This window comes from Nocardia sp. NPDC059236 (genome assembly GCF_042754085.1).
Taxonomy (GTDB): Bacteria; Actinomycetota; Actinomycetes; order Mycobacteriales; family Mycobacteriaceae; genus Nocardia.
On sequence record NZ_JBHZAF010000016.1, the window covers coordinates 203913 to 219395 of the forward strand.

At 67.4% G+C, this 15483-nt stretch carries 12 protein-coding genes and 1 pseudogene; 4 read left to right on the forward strand and 9 right to left on the reverse strand.

The genetic code is table 11. The features are described 5' to 3' along the window. Window positions 1-4: 4 nt before the first annotated feature. The 5 genes from ACFXIV_RS34380 to tsaA all read right to left on the reverse strand — a co-directional run bounded on the left by ACFXIV_RS34380 (window position 5) and on the right by tsaA (window position 5566). A complete protein-coding gene (locus ACFXIV_RS34380; RefSeq protein ID WP_379399825.1) occupies window positions 5-988 on the reverse strand; it encodes an alpha-ketoacid dehydrogenase subunit beta in 984 nt (327 codons plus the stop codon). Window positions 989-1007: 19 nt separating this feature from the next. Next, complete coding sequence (gene pdhA / locus ACFXIV_RS34385; protein ID WP_379399824.1) at window positions 1008-2132, reverse strand: pyruvate dehydrogenase (acetyl-transferring) E1 component subunit alpha; 1125 nt, start codon at window positions 2130-2132, stop codon at window positions 1008-1010. Window positions 2133-2143: 11 nt separating this feature from the next. Continuing rightward, on the reverse strand, window positions 2144-3601 hold the full coding sequence (gene lpdA, locus ACFXIV_RS34390) for a dihydrolipoyl dehydrogenase (protein ID WP_379399823.1): 1458 nt from the start codon (window positions 3599-3601) through the stop codon (window positions 2144-2146). A 179-nt stretch (window positions 3602-3780) separates the two neighbouring features. Further along, on the reverse strand, window positions 3781-4983 hold the full coding sequence (locus ACFXIV_RS34395) for a PucR family transcriptional regulator (RefSeq protein WP_379399822.1): 1203 nt from the start codon (window positions 4981-4983) through the stop codon (window positions 3781-3783). Window positions 4984-5032: 49 nt separating this feature from the next. After that, window positions 5033-5566 (reverse strand): tRNA (N6-threonylcarbamoyladenosine(37)-N6)-methyltransferase TrmO, encoded by a 534-nt coding sequence (tsaA, locus tag ACFXIV_RS34400; RefSeq protein WP_379399821.1) that lies wholly within the window; start codon window positions 5564-5566, stop codon window positions 5033-5035. Between the two features lie 173 nt (window positions 5567-5739). Between tsaA and ACFXIV_RS34405 the strand changes: the two genes are divergently transcribed. Together ACFXIV_RS34405 and ACFXIV_RS34410 are read left to right on the forward strand one after the other, a co-directional pair. Then, window positions 5740-6606, forward strand: a complete 867-nt coding sequence (locus ACFXIV_RS34405; protein WP_379399820.1) for a sigma-70 family RNA polymerase sigma factor — start codon at window positions 5740-5742, stop codon at window positions 6604-6606. A 260-nt stretch (window positions 6607-6866) separates the two neighbouring features. Next, window positions 6867-7322 carry a hypothetical protein gene (locus ACFXIV_RS34410; protein ID WP_379399819.1) on the forward strand — a complete coding sequence of 152 codons (456 nt, stop codon included), beginning with the start codon at window positions 6867-6869 and terminating at the stop codon, window positions 7320-7322. Window positions 7323-7358: 36 nt separating this feature from the next. On the opposite strand, the gene ACFXIV_RS34415 is transcribed toward ACFXIV_RS34410, so the two are convergent. From ACFXIV_RS34415 to ACFXIV_RS34430, 4 genes and pseudogenes are all read right to left on the reverse strand, one after another. Then, the gene (locus tag ACFXIV_RS34415; protein WP_379399818.1) at window positions 7359-8330 is read right to left on the reverse strand and encodes a hypothetical protein; all 972 of its coding nucleotides are present in this window, start codon (window positions 8328-8330) and stop codon (window positions 7359-7361) included. A 208-nt stretch (window positions 8331-8538) separates the two neighbouring features. Continuing rightward, the gene (locus tag ACFXIV_RS34420) at window positions 8539-9378 is read right to left on the reverse strand and encodes a tyrosine-protein phosphatase (protein WP_379399817.1); all 840 of its coding nucleotides are present in this window, start codon (window positions 9376-9378) and stop codon (window positions 8539-8541) included. Window positions 9379-9624: 246 nt separating this feature from the next. Further along, window positions 9625-10002, reverse strand: coding sequence for an SRPBCC family protein (locus tag ACFXIV_RS34425; RefSeq protein WP_379399816.1), 378 nt, complete (start codon window positions 10000-10002; stop codon window positions 9625-9627). Between the two features lie 310 nt (window positions 10003-10312). Beyond that, window positions 10313-10468, reverse strand: a pseudogene (locus ACFXIV_RS34430) (IS701 family transposase); the annotation flags it as partial. Window positions 10469-10580: 112 nt separating this feature from the next. On the opposite strand from ACFXIV_RS34430, the gene ACFXIV_RS34435 reads away from it, so the two are divergent. Together ACFXIV_RS34435 and car are read left to right on the forward strand one after the other, a co-directional pair. Further along, on the forward strand, window positions 10581-11207 hold the full coding sequence (locus ACFXIV_RS34435; protein WP_379399815.1) for a TetR/AcrR family transcriptional regulator: 627 nt from the start codon (window positions 10581-10583) through the stop codon (window positions 11205-11207). A 188-nt stretch (window positions 11208-11395) separates the two neighbouring features. Continuing rightward, the gene (gene car / locus ACFXIV_RS34440) at window positions 11396-14914 is read left to right on the forward strand and encodes a carboxylic acid reductase (protein ID WP_379399814.1); all 3519 of its coding nucleotides are present in this window, start codon (window positions 11396-11398) and stop codon (window positions 14912-14914) included. Window positions 14915-15483 lie beyond the last annotated feature (569 nt).

Consider the following 15483-nt stretch of genomic DNA (forward strand, 5'->3'; position numbering starts at 1 on the left):
GTTCTCAGCGTCGCTTGCCCACGGCGGCAAGGGTTTCGAGGGCGGCCCGGTAGAGGGAGTCCGGCGACGGGAGCGCCAGCTTCTCCAGGGGCTTGGCGTAGGGCAGCGGCACCTCGGCCATGGCCACCCGGCGCACCGGGGCGTCGAGGTAGTCGAACGCGCCGTCGGAGATGGAGGCCGCGACCTCCGCGCCGATGCCGTAGGTCAGCCAGTCGTCCTCACCGACGACGGCGCAACCGGTCTTCTTGACCGAGGCGACAATGGTGTCGCGGTCCAGCGGCCGCAGGCTGCGCAGGTCGACGACCTCCGCCGAGATGCCCTCCGCAGCAAGCTTTTCCGCGACCTGGGTGCACACGGTGGCCATGCGCGAGTAGCCGATGAGCGTGATGTCGGTGCCCTCGCGGGTGACCGCGGCCTTGCCGATCTCGGCGGGCGGCAGGTCGTCCGGCACCTCACCCTTGGTGTTGTAGAGCGAGAGGTTCTCCAGGAACAGCACCGGATCGTCGTCGTCGATGGCGGCCTTGAGCAGCGCCTTCGCGTCGGCGGGCGTGCTGGGCGCGACCACCTTCAGGCCCGGCACGAACGCGTAGTACAGCTCGATGTTCTGCGAGTGCGTCGCGCCGAGCTGCTGGCCGCCGCCACCGGGGGTGCGGATGACCATCGGCACCGACGTCTGCCCGCCGAACATGCCGTAGATCTTGGCGGCGTGATTGACGATCTGGTCCAGCGCCAGCAGCGAGAAGTTGATCGTCATGATCTCGACGACCGGGCGCAGGCCCAGCATGGCGGCGCCGATGGCCGCGCCGACGAAACCCTCTTCGGCGATCGGGGTGTCGCGCACCCGCTTCTCGCCGAACTCGGCCAGCAGGCCGGCGGTGATCTTGTAGGAGCCCTCGAAGACGCCGATCTCCTCCCCGATGAGGAGGACGTCGTCGTCGCGCCGCATCTCCTCGCGGAGGGTCTCGCGCAGCGCTTCACGGTAGGTCATGACAGCCACGGTGATGTCCTTAGGCGGTGAAGAGCGGATCGCCGGGCAGGCGACGGGAATCGCCCGCGACCGGGGTCGCGTAGTTGTAATCGAACAGGGTGGCCGGGTCCGGGTGCGGGGACCGATCGGCGAAATCGACCGCGGCGCGGACGCGTTCCTTGACATCGGCCTCGATGGCGGCGGCGGAGTCCTCGCTCAGCACGCCCGCTTCGAGAAGACGGTTGTGCCACAGCACGATCGGGTCGTGCTCGACGGCGGTGGAGGCGGCGTCCTCGGTGCGGTACTTGGCCGGGTCGACGACCGAGTGGCCCTTGAGGCGGTAGGAGACGGCCTCGAGCAGCGCGGGCTTGCCCTCGCGACGCGCGGCCTCGATGAGATCGCTCGCGACCTCGCGCACGGCCAGCACATCGGTGCCGTCCACACGCTCACCCCGCATGCGATAGGACGACGCCCGCTTCCACAGATCCGGTTCGGCGGAGGACTTCTCGACGGTGGTGCCCATGCCGGTCTGGTTGTTGATGACCAGGAACACGACGGGCAGGTTCCACAGCGCCGCGATGTTCAGCGACTCGTGGAAGGCGCCGATATTGGTGGTGCCCTCACCCATCTGGCACACCACGACGTCGTCGCCGCCGCGGTAGTCGATGGCCAGCGCCGCACCGATGGCGAGCGGAACCTGGCCGCCGACAATGGCGTAGCCGCCGAGCAGGCGGGTCTCGGTGTCGTACATGTGCATCGAACCGCCCCAGCCCTTGGAGGTGCCGGTGGAGCGGCCGTACAGCTCGGCCATGACGCGGCCGGGCTCGATGCCCTTGGCCAGCGCGTAGCCGTGCTCGCGGTAGTTGGTGAACAGATAGTCGGTGGGGCGCATGGCCTTTCCGACGCCGACGACGGTGGCTTCCTCACCCAGGTTGAGGTGGCAGTAGCCGCCGATCTTGGCCTGCTGGTACGCCTGCGCGGTGCGCTCCTCGAAGCGGCGGATGAACAGCATGTCGGTGTACAGCTCGCGCAGCGTGTCCGCATCCGCGCCGCCGAAATCGGCTCCGCCGAGCAGGTTTTCCGATACGGCTCCGTCGGCGGCCTTATCGGCCGGTCGGGTCGCCTTGCGCGCCGTCTTGCGCGGCGCGGCGGTGGTCGTGGTCATGACGGAACTCCTCAACGCTTCCGGGGCGGCGCGACGTGAACCGGCAGGCCCAGCCCGACCAGGGCGGCCTCCATGCCGATCTCGCCGAGGGTGGGGTGGGCGTGAATGGTGTCGGCGAGCTCGTCGAGGGTCGCCTCCAGCGAGATCGCCAGGGCCCCTTCGGTAATGAGATCGCTGGCCGACGGGCCGATGATGTGCACGCCCAGCACCTCCTGGTGCTGCCTGCCCGCGACGATCTTCATGAAGCCTTCTTGATCGCCGAAGGACTTGGCCCGGCCCAGCGCCGCGAACGGGAACTTGGCGGTGATGACGTCGTGGCCCGCGGCCTTCGCGGCGTCCTCGGTGAGGCCGACGCTGGCGATCTCCGGGTGGGTGAAGGTCGCGGCGGGGATGACGTTGTAGTCGATGTGGGCGGCGTGGCCGGCGATGGTGTCGGACGCGACCAGGCCCTGATGCGAGGCGACGTGCGCGAGCAGTGCCTTACCGGTGACATCGCCGATGGCGTACACGTGCTCGACGGCGGTGCGCAGCTGCGCGTCGACGGGGATGAAACCCCGTGCGTCGGTGTCGATTCCGGCGACGTCCAGGCCCAGCCCGGCGGTATTGGGGCGGCGGCCGACGCCGACCAGCACCACGTCCGCGGCGAGCTCCTGCGCCTGCGGGCCGCCGACGGTGACGGTGAGGCCAGTGCTGCCCTGGGCGATGGCGGTGACCGTCGCACCGGTCAGCACCTTGATGCCGCGCTTGGTGAACGAGCGCACCAGGGCGGTGCCGATCTCCTTGTCCTCCAACGGAACCAGGCGATCCTGCATCTCGACCACGGTGACATCGCTGCCGAACTCGTGGAACAGGTTGGCCCACTCCGCGCCCACCGCGCTGCCGCCGATGACGACCAGGCGCTTCGGCACCTCGGTGAGACCGAACGCGCCGTCGGAGGTGATCACGCCCGGCAGATTCGCGCCCGGGATCGGGAGCACGGCCGGGATCGAACCGGTGGCGACGATGACATCCTTCGCGCTCACGGTCCGGACGGCGTTCGCGGTCGGGGCGGCGGCGTAGCGCGGGCCGCCCTCGAAGATCGGCGACGGACCGGCCTCGACGACCTCGACCGTGGTAGCCGAGGTGAAGCGAGCGTGGCCCTCGATGACGGTCACGCCATTGGCCTTCAGCAGACCCGCGACACCGTCGGTCAGCTCCTTGACGATGCCGTCCTTGCGCTGCCGCACCGCGGCGTAGTCGAAGCGCAGGTTATCGGCGTAGATGCCGAAATCGGCGGCGTGCGCGATGGTGTGGAAGACCTCGGCGGAGCGCAGCATGGCCTTGGTCGGGATGCAGCCCCAGTTCAGGCAGACGCCGCCCGGGCGTTCCTTCTCGGCCAGGGCCACTTTCAGGCCCCGCTGGGCGGCGCGGATGGCGGCGACGTAACCGCCCGGACCGCCGCCGATCACCAGAAGATCGAATTCCGGCACTCGTGGTGCTCCTCGTTCTCGATTGCTCTCGTAACCCGCCATCGGTTGTGATGCGGGTTATTCCGATCGAGTCTGTCGGTCACCAAATGCACAATCAATGCACTGGAAGCCCATATATGACAGGGCGAGGCTGGGCGCAGAGCACAATTCGTACCCGTGAGTAGCGGGTTTTCGGCGGCTCAGTCGCGGTCGGCGCCGGCCAGTCCCAGGGCGGCCAGGGCGAGGGAAAGCTCCAGGTAGGCCCGCTGCCCCTCGAGCGGGCGGCCGAGCAGCAGGGTGATGCGCTGCAGCCGGTTGATGACAGTGTTGCGATGGCAGTGCAACTTCGGCGCGGCATTGGCCGCCGAGCAGTTCTCGGCCAGCCAGACGGTCAGTGTGCGCAGCAGAATGTCGCGCTCCTTGGGCGGCAGTTCCAGCACCGGGCCGAGGGTGCGCGCGACGAGCAGATCGGTGAGATCGGGGGAGCGCAGCAGCAGCGCCTCCGGGTAACGCTCGTCCAGCGAAACCAGCAGCCCCTGCTCATCGCCGGGCACGGTGTCCAGCGCGAGCACCGCCAGCCCGTGCGCGGTATCGATGCCCGCCAGGCCCGGCACCGCCGGCGAGACCCCCGCCCGCCCCCGGATCAGCGGGCGAAGCTGGTGCAGCACAGCCGAACTCCCGCGATGCTCGAGCGACACCAGACCCACCGTGGAATCCACCCGCTCGTGCCACACCGAGCGGATCCCCGACACCCCCAGCGCCGCCTCCGCCCCCATGTGCAGCCGCGGCCCGCCCTCGCCGCGCGCCACCACCACCAGATACGCCCCGTTCGCGGGCAGATTCAGCTCGCGTCCCGCCCGCGCGGCGAAGGTGGCGTCGTGCGCCCGCCCCGCCAGCAGATCCTCGATCAGCGAATGCCTGCGCCGCTCATCGCTGCGCACCCGGTCGAGTTCGGTGTTCCGGTACGAGGTGACCAGCGCCGACGACATGCCGTCGACCACCGCCCACATCGCCGAACCGACCTGCCGGGTCTCCGCCGAACCGATGTCATCGGCCTTGTCCAGCAACGCTTCCCAGACGATCTGGCCGCCCAGCCGGAAGGTCCGCAGCATGGCCTCCAACGGCACGCCCTGCTCGGCCCGCCGCCGCCCGATGGCCGCGGCAACATCGTCCCCGTCCGGATCCGGCGGCTGCCCACCCAGCAGATCCAGGATCCGCGTCAGATACCGCCGGCACCCGTCCCGCAGGTCCGCCCGCGGCACCGCCGTGTAGTCCGTCCACCCCGGATTGTCGGTGAAGATGGCCGCGATCAGCTGCTTGGTCAATGCGGGCACCTCGGCCTGACACGCCGCGGCCAGCCGCTGCGTGCCGACCGCCGGGATCGGATGCCTGGGTGCCGCCATGATCCTCAACCTACGCCGGGCCCGCGGCCGCCCGCCCGAGCCGGGCCGGTCAGCGGGTTTCGACGCCGCCCAGAACCGGCTTGATGTCGAGGACGGGGGTGCCGTCGATGGCTTCCAGGCCCGCTACACCGAGCACCTCGGGGGACACCGTGGTGATGGTGACCTCGTGCAGGCCGATCGGGTTGGGGCGGTCGGGGGAGCGGGTGGCGAAGACGCCGGTGGGCGGCCGCGTGCGGTCGCCGCGGGGATGGACCGCGAGCACATCGCGGCTCCCGGCGTGCAGCCAGGTGAGCAGGACGACGCGCATACCCGGGCGCAGATCGGCTGCGGCCGCGGCGAATTCGGGCGCGAGAACGATATCGGCGGGTGGGGCGTCCTCGTCGGCTTGGCGCGGTGCGCCGGTGCGGTCGATGAGCGGGGAGCGGACCCGGCCCACCGGTCGCACCTCGAAATGATCGGGGCTGTCGGAGAGTTCCGAGGACAAGATCGTCTGCTCCTTCCACCGTGGCGATGCTGCGGCCGTGCCGTCGAGACCGACGTTCTGGCCATTGCCGTTATAGCCGACGTGGTGGACGGCGTCCATGATCGGATCTTCGCCGCGGGCGATGGTGAACCGGAGACCCCTCTGAGCTGGTGTTTCATCGACGCTGTCACATTCGGCCGGGTTGCTCGGTCGTGGAGGCGTGGGCCCCGATTCCCGGACACGCCCGCACGGTTCGGATGGACCGACCGGTCGTGATCGAGGAGACTTCGGCAATGGGCAACGAGCGTGACGAACTGGACCTGGTGGCACGGGAATTCGAGCTGCAGCGCGGCCGGCTGCAAGCGCTGGCACAGCGCATGCTCGGCTCCTCCGCCGAAGCCGAGGATGCCGTCCAGGAAGCCTGGCTGCGGCTGAGCCGCTCCGAGACCGACGGGATCGACAATCTGGCCGGCTGGCTCACCACCGTCGTCTCCCGCGTCTGCCTGAACATGCTCCAGTCGCGCGGCACCCGGCGCGAGGACGCGCTCGAGGACTACGACGCGCCGGAAGCCACCTTCGGCCCGGAACAGGAAGCGCTGCTGGGCGATTCGATCGGCGCCGCCCTGCTGGTGGTGCTCGACACCCTGACCCCCACCGAGCGGCTGGCCTTCGTCCTGCACGACATGTTCGCCGTCCCGTTCGAGGAAATCGCCCCCATTCTCGGCAAAACCCCCGCCGCCGCCCGGCAACTCGCCAGCCGCGGCCGGCGCCGGGTGCGCGGCGTCGACGAGATCGCCGTCGACCGCGAACGCCAGCAGGAAGTGGTCAATGCCTTCCTGACCGCCTCCCGCGGCGGCGACTTCGCCGCCCTGCTGGAACTGCTCGACCCCGACGTCGTGGTGCGCGCCGACGCCATCGGCGTCACCATGGGCGCGGACCCCGAAGTCCGTGGCGCACAGGCGGTCGCGACCACCTTCGCGGGCCGCGCCAAGGCCGCCCGCCCGGCCCTCATCGACGGCCTCGCCGGTCTGGTGTGGTCGACCGGCGGCACCCCGCGCGTCGTCTTCGATTTCACCGTCGTCGACGGCCGCATCACCGCCATCGAAATGCTGGCCGACCCCGATCTGCTGGGCGACCTGAATCTCGAAATGCTCGGCTGAGAGCGGCCGTCGAGCAATCGTAAATCCGCGCACCGGCAAGCAAATCTTCACGAGAGATTAACGGCCACACCGATGTTCGATGGGCAGAATGAATTGTCGAACATCCTGACCGGCCCCGCCCCGATGCCCCAACAGCGGTAAGCCGATCACCCGGAAACCGCGACGGTCCTCCAGTCGACGCCGCCGCGGTTTCCGCTGATCGGACTGGGCGCCACGGTTTTTCGCCGACGCCATGTTTTGACGGCGTATGATCGGCCGCGATGGGCACCCGGAGCCAGCCCCTGCAAGTTGTCACAACCGACTGGGACGTGTTTGTGCACGGCCTGGCCGGCTGCCTTGCGAAACTACCCTCCCGCGCCACCGTCATCCTCGCCGCGACCGGCAATCGCTACGTGCAATTCCAGCAGTTCGACATCAAACTCTCCGCCGAACTCACCGGCAATTACTATCTCGCCGAACCGATTTCCGAGACCGCCGACCGCCTCCTGCGCGAGCTGGGCTGGACCGCGCCGACCCTCCAGCACGAAATCGAGAACTGGCGCCGCACCATGCACTGGCCGATCACCCGCACCGGCTTCGAGGACCTGGCCCGCTCGGCCGCCCGCGGCCTGCACGAGGCCCTCGGCGTCCCCACCCCCGACGACCTGCGCGCCACCGGCTGGACCGAGACCACCGCCCTGGACCTCTCCGCGTTCGCCGCGCCGCCCCGCCGTTGATCTGCCTGCGGGCGGGGCATGCTCGGCTCTTCCGGTTCACGCGGGCCAGGTGGAGCGACCCCAATTGATCAGGGACACCATGTCGTCGCCGCTCGTGAGGGCATGGTCGAGTTCGCCGTCGAAGCTCTCCCCATCCGATACAACACCGCACAGTCGGACATGGCCGTCATCGAACCAGGAGAAGAAGAGCCCAGCCGCATTGCCGTGATCGAGACCGGCCTCGGTCTCGATGTACCGGCCGTTGTCGTCCTCGCGATCGTGTTCCATGCTCTGGTTGATCCGAACCGCCGGACGCGTTCCGCCATCCATGTCGGCCGGGTAGCCGATGCTGTGCCAGACCTGGAGCCCGCGCCAGTTGTCCGCGAACGAGGTGGCGCCCAGGAACCCGAGCTGATGGCCCATGGGCTCGAACAACCGGCACAGCATGAAGTCGTGCCCGGCACCATATTCGGTGTCGCGCTCGGCGTTGTAGTGCGCCAGATCGCTGACATCGCTCGAACCGAACGGCGCGTTCGGATAGGCGCCGCTGTCGAAGTGCGGCGAGAAGGTCATCCACCAGCTGCCCTGGGCGATGCTCCGGCTCGGCCGCAGATTGTGCGCGGTCAGCATGAGCCGGCCGCCGACCAGCACGCCGGACCCCGCCATGCCGTCACTGTTGGTGACCCGCCCGGTCAGAATCCACGGCCAGGTGTGGTCGGTCAGCAGGTGCCGCCCGTCGCCGCAAGACGCGAACGGCGGCCGGCAGTCACCCGTGATTCCGCGCGAATGCACATGCAGTGCAACGGTTTCCGTGTGCGGGCGGGTGTGAACCGGCATATCCTTCGGCAGGAATCCGGCCAGTTGCCCCGGTGCGTGCGCGCCGCGTCCCCGGCGCGGCAGCGCGACAACGCCGCGACCGGTCCGCTGTGGCGTCGTCGCGGCTCTGGACCGACCGCTCCGCTCGAACTCGCCCGTGCAGGTCTCGAACTCCGCGGCGGTGAGCCGTCGGCGTTCCGAGAGACGCTTCATGGTGCATACCCCCCGAAATGAGTGACGTACAGGGTTGTGACGACTACGATCCTGCGCCGATCGGGTCACACCGACACGGGTAGCGCGATACCTGAATCGGACGGCTGTTGCTACTCGCGCGGATCGGGCCGCAACCCGGCCGCGAGCCGCTTTCCGGATGACCAGAGCCCCGCCGCAGCTGCTGCGACGGGGCCCGGTTGTGGTGGGCTCAGCCCACCAGGTTGTGGTGGAGGCGGAGGATGGTGCCGGCGTCCAGGCCCAGGCCCTTGGTGAGGAAGTGGTCGAAATCGCCGTACTGCTGGTTCATCTGGTCGACGGCGGTGTCCAGGTACTCGTCACTCACTACCTGCAGCGGGATCAGCAGGTCGGGGTTCTGCATGATCCCGGCCGCCTTCAGCTGGGCTCGCTGGGCGGCGTCGGCCGCGGCGCGGTACTGGTTCGACAGCAGGTAGTCCTGGCGCGCGACGGTCTCCGGTACACCTACCGCGCGCAGCAGCACATACGTCATCCAGCCGGTCCGGTCCTTGCCCGCCGTGCAGTGGTAGAGCGTCGCCCCGTTGGCGGCCGCGATGTCCTTGATGGTCTGACCGAACTTGGCCACCGAATCCGCGCTCAGGAAGCTGACATAGGCGTCCTTCATCATCTGCTCGGCCTTGCCGTCCCCGAGCGCGGCCTGCTGCTGCACCGGATCCTTGGACCCGATGGCCTGCGCCATCTTCAGGTACATGCCACCGTCGTCGATGGGCCGCGCCACCGCGGTCAGCCCGGCCGGCAGCCGGTCCGCACCCTGCGCCTGCACCTCGGCCTGCGTGCGGAAATCGATCACCTTCTGAATGCCCAGCGTGCCCAGTTTCTGGACATCGGCATCGGTCAGCTTGTTCAGCGCATCGGCCCGAATCACCTTGCCGGACCTGGTCGGATCCCCGGTGTAGGTGACATACCCGCCCACATCCCGGACATTCACCGCCCCCTGCAGCGTGATCTGGGTGGCATCCGCCCGCATGATCGGAGCGGCCACAGCCGTCGGCAGCCCTCCCACACCGAGCACCGCAGTGACAATAGCAGTCAAAGCGAACAATGAAACACGAAGTCGTGCAAAACGTTTGGTTTTCACAGCCCGGGACGCTAGGGGTGCTTACGCGTCCCCCGTAGTCCTACCCACGGTTCCTCCCACCCACCGAACCTCCCACGCCACCCACCGGGACCACACCTGGACCGCCCTCAATGCCATTGCGCCCCAGTAATTTTCACGCAACTATGCGCGAGTTACCGGGCTCGATACCCCTCGGAGGCGTCACGGCGTGGCTTCGAGGATTTCCTTGAGCTTCTTCAGATCCTGACGATTGGCATGCCGCATGGCCGGCACCATGAGCGGGCTGACGAAACGGGAGAATCCGGCAGGCTCACCGCGATTGCGCAGGGTCACCATGGTGGCGCCGCTCGCGGTGTCCTCGAACACGTACATGGTCTCCATCGGAAACGGTCCGTCAGCAGTCCGCATGACCAATAGGCGGCCCGGCTCGAACTCGGTGACCGCATAGGTGTAGGCGAGTGAACGGCCCAGGAACCGAGCCTCGAACGCCATCTCGGACCCGATCGCCAGCGGTCCCGGCGTCCGCACCGCCACCGACCCGATGTTCTTGTACCAGACCGGGGCGTTCGCCGGATCCATCGTGTACTCCGCGACCCCCCCCGAGGCCGCACGATCTCGATCGTGGTCACCACGTCCACAGGCATGCGCCGATCATAGGCCCGCACCCGGTCGTTTCGGGGTAGCGCATTACCCGCGAAACAGCCCATTCACCGGACGCGGACACGCCCCGGGTCGGTCGATCCCGGCTGTGGCAACGTCCGGAAAGGGCGGAGCCCCAACCGCGATGCGGCTCGCCAGCATGACCAGGCCCAGATGTGGTCGGCGGGATCGAATCGGGTGAGCACGAACGTGATGAGCAGGCGGCGGATCTCCGGTAGTGTGAACGCGATCATGTCTTGGTCAGTGTCGGTGAGTCCTCCTTTATCGCAACGGTTTTCGTTGCCGCGAGCCAGGCCAGGGCGAGCATGGACAGGGTGATGTGGGCGTACCAGGCCCGCCAGCTGCGGACCTGGTAGTGATCGAGCCCGGCCTCGCCCTTGGCTTGGCCGGCTAGGGTGGGCCGCGCAGCGAGCACCGAATGTGCACCAGAGTCCGAAATTCAGGCAGGCCCCGTCTACGATGGGACGGCTTGTCCGAGAACAGACCCAGAGGTGATCGTGGCTGGACTGACCGACCGGACCCCGGCAGCGGGGCGCCCGCGGACGCAGGGCGTCGAGGAAGCGGTTGTCAAGGCGACGATCCGCCGGCTCGTCGAGCACGGCTACCGCGGCATGTCGCTGGCGAAGATCGCCGCGGACGCGGGTACCACCCGGCCGACGGTGTACCTGCGCTGGGAAACCAAACAGGCACTGGTCGTGGACGCCGTGCGCCGCACACTGGAGCGGAAGCTGCCGGAGATGCCGAGTACGTGGAACGATCTTCCGGCCAAGGAGCGGCTGATCCGCCTGCTGGAGCTGCTGCATCCAAGCGACGAGCCCGAGCGGCGCCTGCTGCACGCAACCGTCCTCGCCGAGAGTCACCGCCTCCCCGAACTGGGCGAACTGCTAAGGGAGTGTCTTCTCGAACCCACGGTTCGAGAGATCACCAACCTGCTCGAGACGATGCGAGAACGCGGGGAGATCCGGGCCGACGTCGACTGCGCTCAGGCTGCGAAGATGCTGTACGGGATGCAACTCGTCGACCACTTCGAGACGGGTGGGACGTCCGCCGAATCCGAGAGGGACAGTGTCGAACTGCTCTGGCCACTGATCGGCCGCTCCGCAAGCGACGACACCGGCGCCTAGCCTTCGCCTGTCTCGGTGAGTCGAGTGTCACATTTCGTTAGCCGTGCTAATTACATTACTTGTCAGTACAGTCAAGTAATGGGGGCTGGGGTGGCCCGGCGGACGACCGGGCAGGGGCAGGACGATTCCCCCTCCCCTGGAACCACATTGGACCGATACAAAAGCTCGTGGCAGAAGCTGGTGATGGAGTGAATACGAAGGAACCGGAAGACACCCAACAGAGGGCTGCTCGGCTGGAGGCCGAGCTCAGAGCGTCTGACCGTGAGTTCCAAGGCGCGCTGCCGATAGACACGGTCAGTGCGGCTGCGCGCGAACCCGGTCTGGGGCTGGCGCGGACCGTGGAACGGATCATGACCGGGTACCGGGATCGCCCAGCGGTCGCGCAGCGCCGAACAGAACTGGTGCGCGACCCCGAAACCGGGCGGAACACAGTGCATTTGCTGCAGGACTTCACAACCCGGACCTACGGCGAAGTATGGGAACGGGCGCGCGCTGTCGCGACCGGCTGGTCGGCGCAGGGCATCCGCCCCGCGGACTTCATCGCCACCATCGGTTTCACCAGCGCCGAATACCTGACGCTGGACCTGGCCACAACCTGCCTCGGCGCCGTCTCGGTTCCGCTGCAGCACAGTGCCAGCGTGTCCCAGCTTCAGGCGATCGTCGACGAGACCGGGCCGAACGTGATCGCGACGAGCCCCGCCTACCTCGGCAAGGCGATCGAACTGGCCCTCGCGGCGAAATCGAAACCACGGATCCTCGTCTTCGACAGCGATCCCGACTTCGACGAGGACCGCGAAGCGCTGGCGACGGCTGCCCGGCGCCTGGCCGGCACCGGCCAGGGCATCGATACCGTGGAAGAGATCGCGACCACCGGGGCGGGCCTGCCGACCGCGCCGCTGTTCACCCCCGAGCCCGGCGAGAGCCCGCTCACCCTGCTGATCTACACCTCAGGCAGCACCGGGACCCCCAAGGGGGTGATGTACCGCGACCACATGGTGCGCAGGATCTGGACCGGCGAGGCGATGGCCAACCGGAACAGCTCGGCGATCACGATCAACTACATGCCGATGAGCCACATGATGGGCCGGGCATCGCTCCTGGGCACGCTCAGCCGTGGCGGGCTCAACTACTTCACCGCACGCGCCGATCTCTCGACGCTGTTCGAGGACATCGCACTCGCGCGGCCGACCGAACTGGCCGCAGTGCCTCGCGTCTTCGACATGCTCTTCCAGATGTACCAGAGCGAACTGCACACGCGCGGTGCGGAATTCGACGACCACGAGCAACTCGACGCGGCTGTGAAAGCGGATCTCAGGGAACGCGTGCTCGGCGGACGGGTTCTGCACGGACGGGTAGGGAGTGCACCGATCTCCGCGGAGATGAAGACGTTCGCCCAATCGTGTCTCGGTGTGCCACTGCAGGAGGGCTACGGCTCGACGGAGTCCGGCAGCGTGCTAGTGGACGACAAACTAGACCGCCCCCCGGTGCTCGACTACAAGCTCGTCGATGTCCCCGAACTCGGGTACTTCGCCACCGACCGGCCACACCCGCGCGGCGAGTTGCTGATCAAGACCGAGAACATCTTCCCCGGCTACTACAACCGTCCCGACGTGACGGCCTCGATGTTCGACGACGACGGGTTCTACAAAACGGGCGACATCATGGCCGAAACCGGCCCGGAAGAGCTGCGCTACGTCGACCGGCGCAACAATGTGCAGAAGCTATCGCAGGGCGAGTTCGTCGCACTGTCCAAAGTGGAGTCGGTGTTCACCGCCAACCCGTCCATTCGCCAGATCTACCCCTACGGCAACAGCGAACGGCCGTATCTGCTCGCGGTGATCGTGCCGACCGAGCACGCGCTGGAACAGGCGGGCAGCGTGGACGCGCTCAAGCCGCGGCTGATAGAGGCGTTGCAGCAGACGGCAAAGGATGCCGAGCTCGAGCCCTACGAGATCCCGCGTGACTTCCTGATCGAAACCGAACCGTTCAGCATGGCCAACGGTCTGCTCTCCGACATCAGAAAGCTCCTGCGTCCCCGGTTGCGCGAACGCTACGGCGACCGGCTCGAACAGCTGTACACCGAGCTCGCGCACAGTGAAGCCGAGGAGCTTCGGACGTTGCGTGCAGACGGCCGGAACCAGCCGATATTCGAGACCATCGCCCGCGCGGCCCGGGCGATGCTCGGCTGCTCGGATTCGGAGACCGGTCCTGATGCGCACTTCATCGACTTGGGAGGGGACTCGCTGTCGGCGCTGTCGTTCTCGAACCTGCTCAAGGATATCTTCGAGGTCGAGGTACCTGTCAGTGTCGTGATCAGCCCGGCCAACGACCTGCGCGCGATCGTAGATCACGTCGCGGCCCAACTGACCTACGCGGACACCCTGCCGACCTTCGCCTCGGTGCACGGTGCCGACGCAATCGAGATCAGGGCGAGCGATCTGCGCTTGGACAGGTTCATCGAGCACGACACCCTGACAGCCGCCGAGCAGTTGCCGCCCCCGGCACACGCCGAACCCCGGACCGTGTTCCTGACCGGCGCGACCGGATACCTCGGCCGGTTCATGTGCCTCGACTGGCTCGAACGCCTCGCCGAACACGGGGGAAAACTGGTGTGCGTCGTGCGCGGAACCGACGACGCAGCAGCGCGTCGGCGGCTCGACGACACCTTCGACACCGGTGACGCCGAACTTCTTGATCACTATCGGAAACTGGCCGACCGGCATCTGGAGGTGCTCGCGGGCGACCTCGCCGCGCCACGGCTGGGACTCGACGAGCGCACGTGGAACCGGCTCGCCGAGGAAGTCGACGTGGTCATGCACCCGGGCGCACTCGTCAACCACGTACTGCCCTACGACCAGCTGTTCGGGCCGAACGTGTTCGGCACCGCCGAACTCATCCGGCTGGCGATCACCACCAGGCTCAAGCCGTTCACCAATATCTCGACCATCGGTGTCGCCGACCAGATGGAACCGGGACGGTTCGACGAAACCCCGGACATCCGCGAGATGAGCGCTGTACGGCACATCCACGACGGCTACGCCAACGGGTACGCGATGAGCAAATGGGCTGGGGAGGTTCTGCTCCGGGAGGCACACGACGCGCTCGGGCTACCGGTGACGGTATTCCGGTCGGACATGATCCTCACCCACAGCACCTACACCGGCCAGCTCAACGTGCCCGACATCTTCACCCGGCTCATGCTCAGCCTCGTGGCCACCGGCCTCGCACCGAAGTCCTTCTACAGCCTGCAGGAGGACGGCTCCCGCCCCCGCGCGCACTACGACGGGCTGCCCGTCGACTTCAGCGCCCAGGCCGTGGACACGCTCGGAATCCAGCACCGGGACGGTTATCGCACGTACCACCTGATCAACCCGCACGACGACAGCATCTCGCTCGACACCTTCGTCGACTGGCTCATCGACGCGGGCTACGACATCAAACGGGTGGACGACTACGGCGACTGGCTGGCCCGTTTCGAAACAGCGATCAAGGCCCTGCCGGAGAAACAGCGCCGGCACTCCCTCCTACCGCTACTGCATTCCTATGAAAAGCCGCAAAACCCCGTGAACGGCGGAGTCGCACCGGCGGAGAAATTCCGGCTCGCCGTCAGCGAGACCGGAGTCGGCGACCGGCACGACATCCCGCAGATCAGCCCCGGACTGATTGTCAAATACATCAACGACCTCAACCAACTCGACCTGTTATGAGGCGTTCCGGGGTGGGGCACGTCACCAGGCCCCACCCCGGAACCTAGCCAACATCCCTGACATCGGTATCGACGGTCGGTATTGCGCGTTGCAACGGTTGCAGTTCAGTGCCAATGCCGTTAACCTACGCGCTGGTGTAGGCGGATCTCAGCGGGGCTGGTGTGGTTTATGTTCTTGTGCTGCAGGTCTTTTCGTGGGAACTTGTGACGACCGGCTCGTTTGATGACTCGGGGATAGCTGCGCTGTCGGCGTAGCGGGTTCGGTCGTTCGAGGATCTCGGTGATGGCGTTTGCGCCACGCGAAGAAGCCCGATGTCGAGACTCCCAGAAGCCGGGCCATCCGCACCACCTCGAACCGTTGCGGCGCGTCGATGGTGGTGTCAGTGAGGGTCACCGCCTCGGCCTTCGGGGCGGCGTACTTCGCCATCAGTTCGAACCGGGCCGGTTGTTCTGCATCGCGGCAAAGTACGCCGAAGGTCGAGTGGCCCGGGGGAATCGCACCCCCGGGCTCTCACAGAACCGTGCTTAACAGTCTCCCATTACACGGCTCCTACCATCCAGTCGCCATGA

Excerpts from the sequence above, each read along its gene's own strand:
- pdhA (WP_379399824.1), bottom strand. The coding sequence starts at position 2,132 with ATGACCACGACCACCGCCGCGCCGCGCAAGACGGCGCGCAAGGCGACC.
- tsaA (WP_379399821.1), bottom strand. The coding sequence starts at position 5,566 with ATGGACGCCGTCCACCACGTCGGCTATAACGGCAATGGCCAGAACGTC.
- ACFXIV_RS34405 (WP_379399820.1), top strand. The coding sequence starts at position 5,740 with ATGGGCAACGAGCGTGACGAACTGGACCTGGTGGCACGGGAATTCGAG.
- ACFXIV_RS34415 (WP_379399818.1), bottom strand. The coding sequence starts at position 8,330 with ATGAAGCGTCTCTCGGAACGCCGACGGCTCACCGCCGCGGAGTTCGAG.
- ACFXIV_RS34410 (WP_379399819.1), top strand. The coding sequence starts at position 6,867 with ATGGGCACCCGGAGCCAGCCCCTGCAAGTTGTCACAACCGACTGGGAC.
- ACFXIV_RS34380 (WP_379399825.1), bottom strand. The coding sequence starts at position 988 with ATGACCTACCGTGAAGCGCTGCGCGAGACCCTCCGCGAGGAGATGCGG.
- ACFXIV_RS34395 (WP_379399822.1), bottom strand. The coding sequence starts at position 4,983 with ATGGCGGCACCCAGGCATCCGATCCCGGCGGTCGGCACGCAGCGGCTG.
- ACFXIV_RS34425 (WP_379399816.1), bottom strand. The coding sequence starts at position 10,002 with ATGGATCCGGCGAACGCCCCGGTCTGGTACAAGAACATCGGGTCGGTG.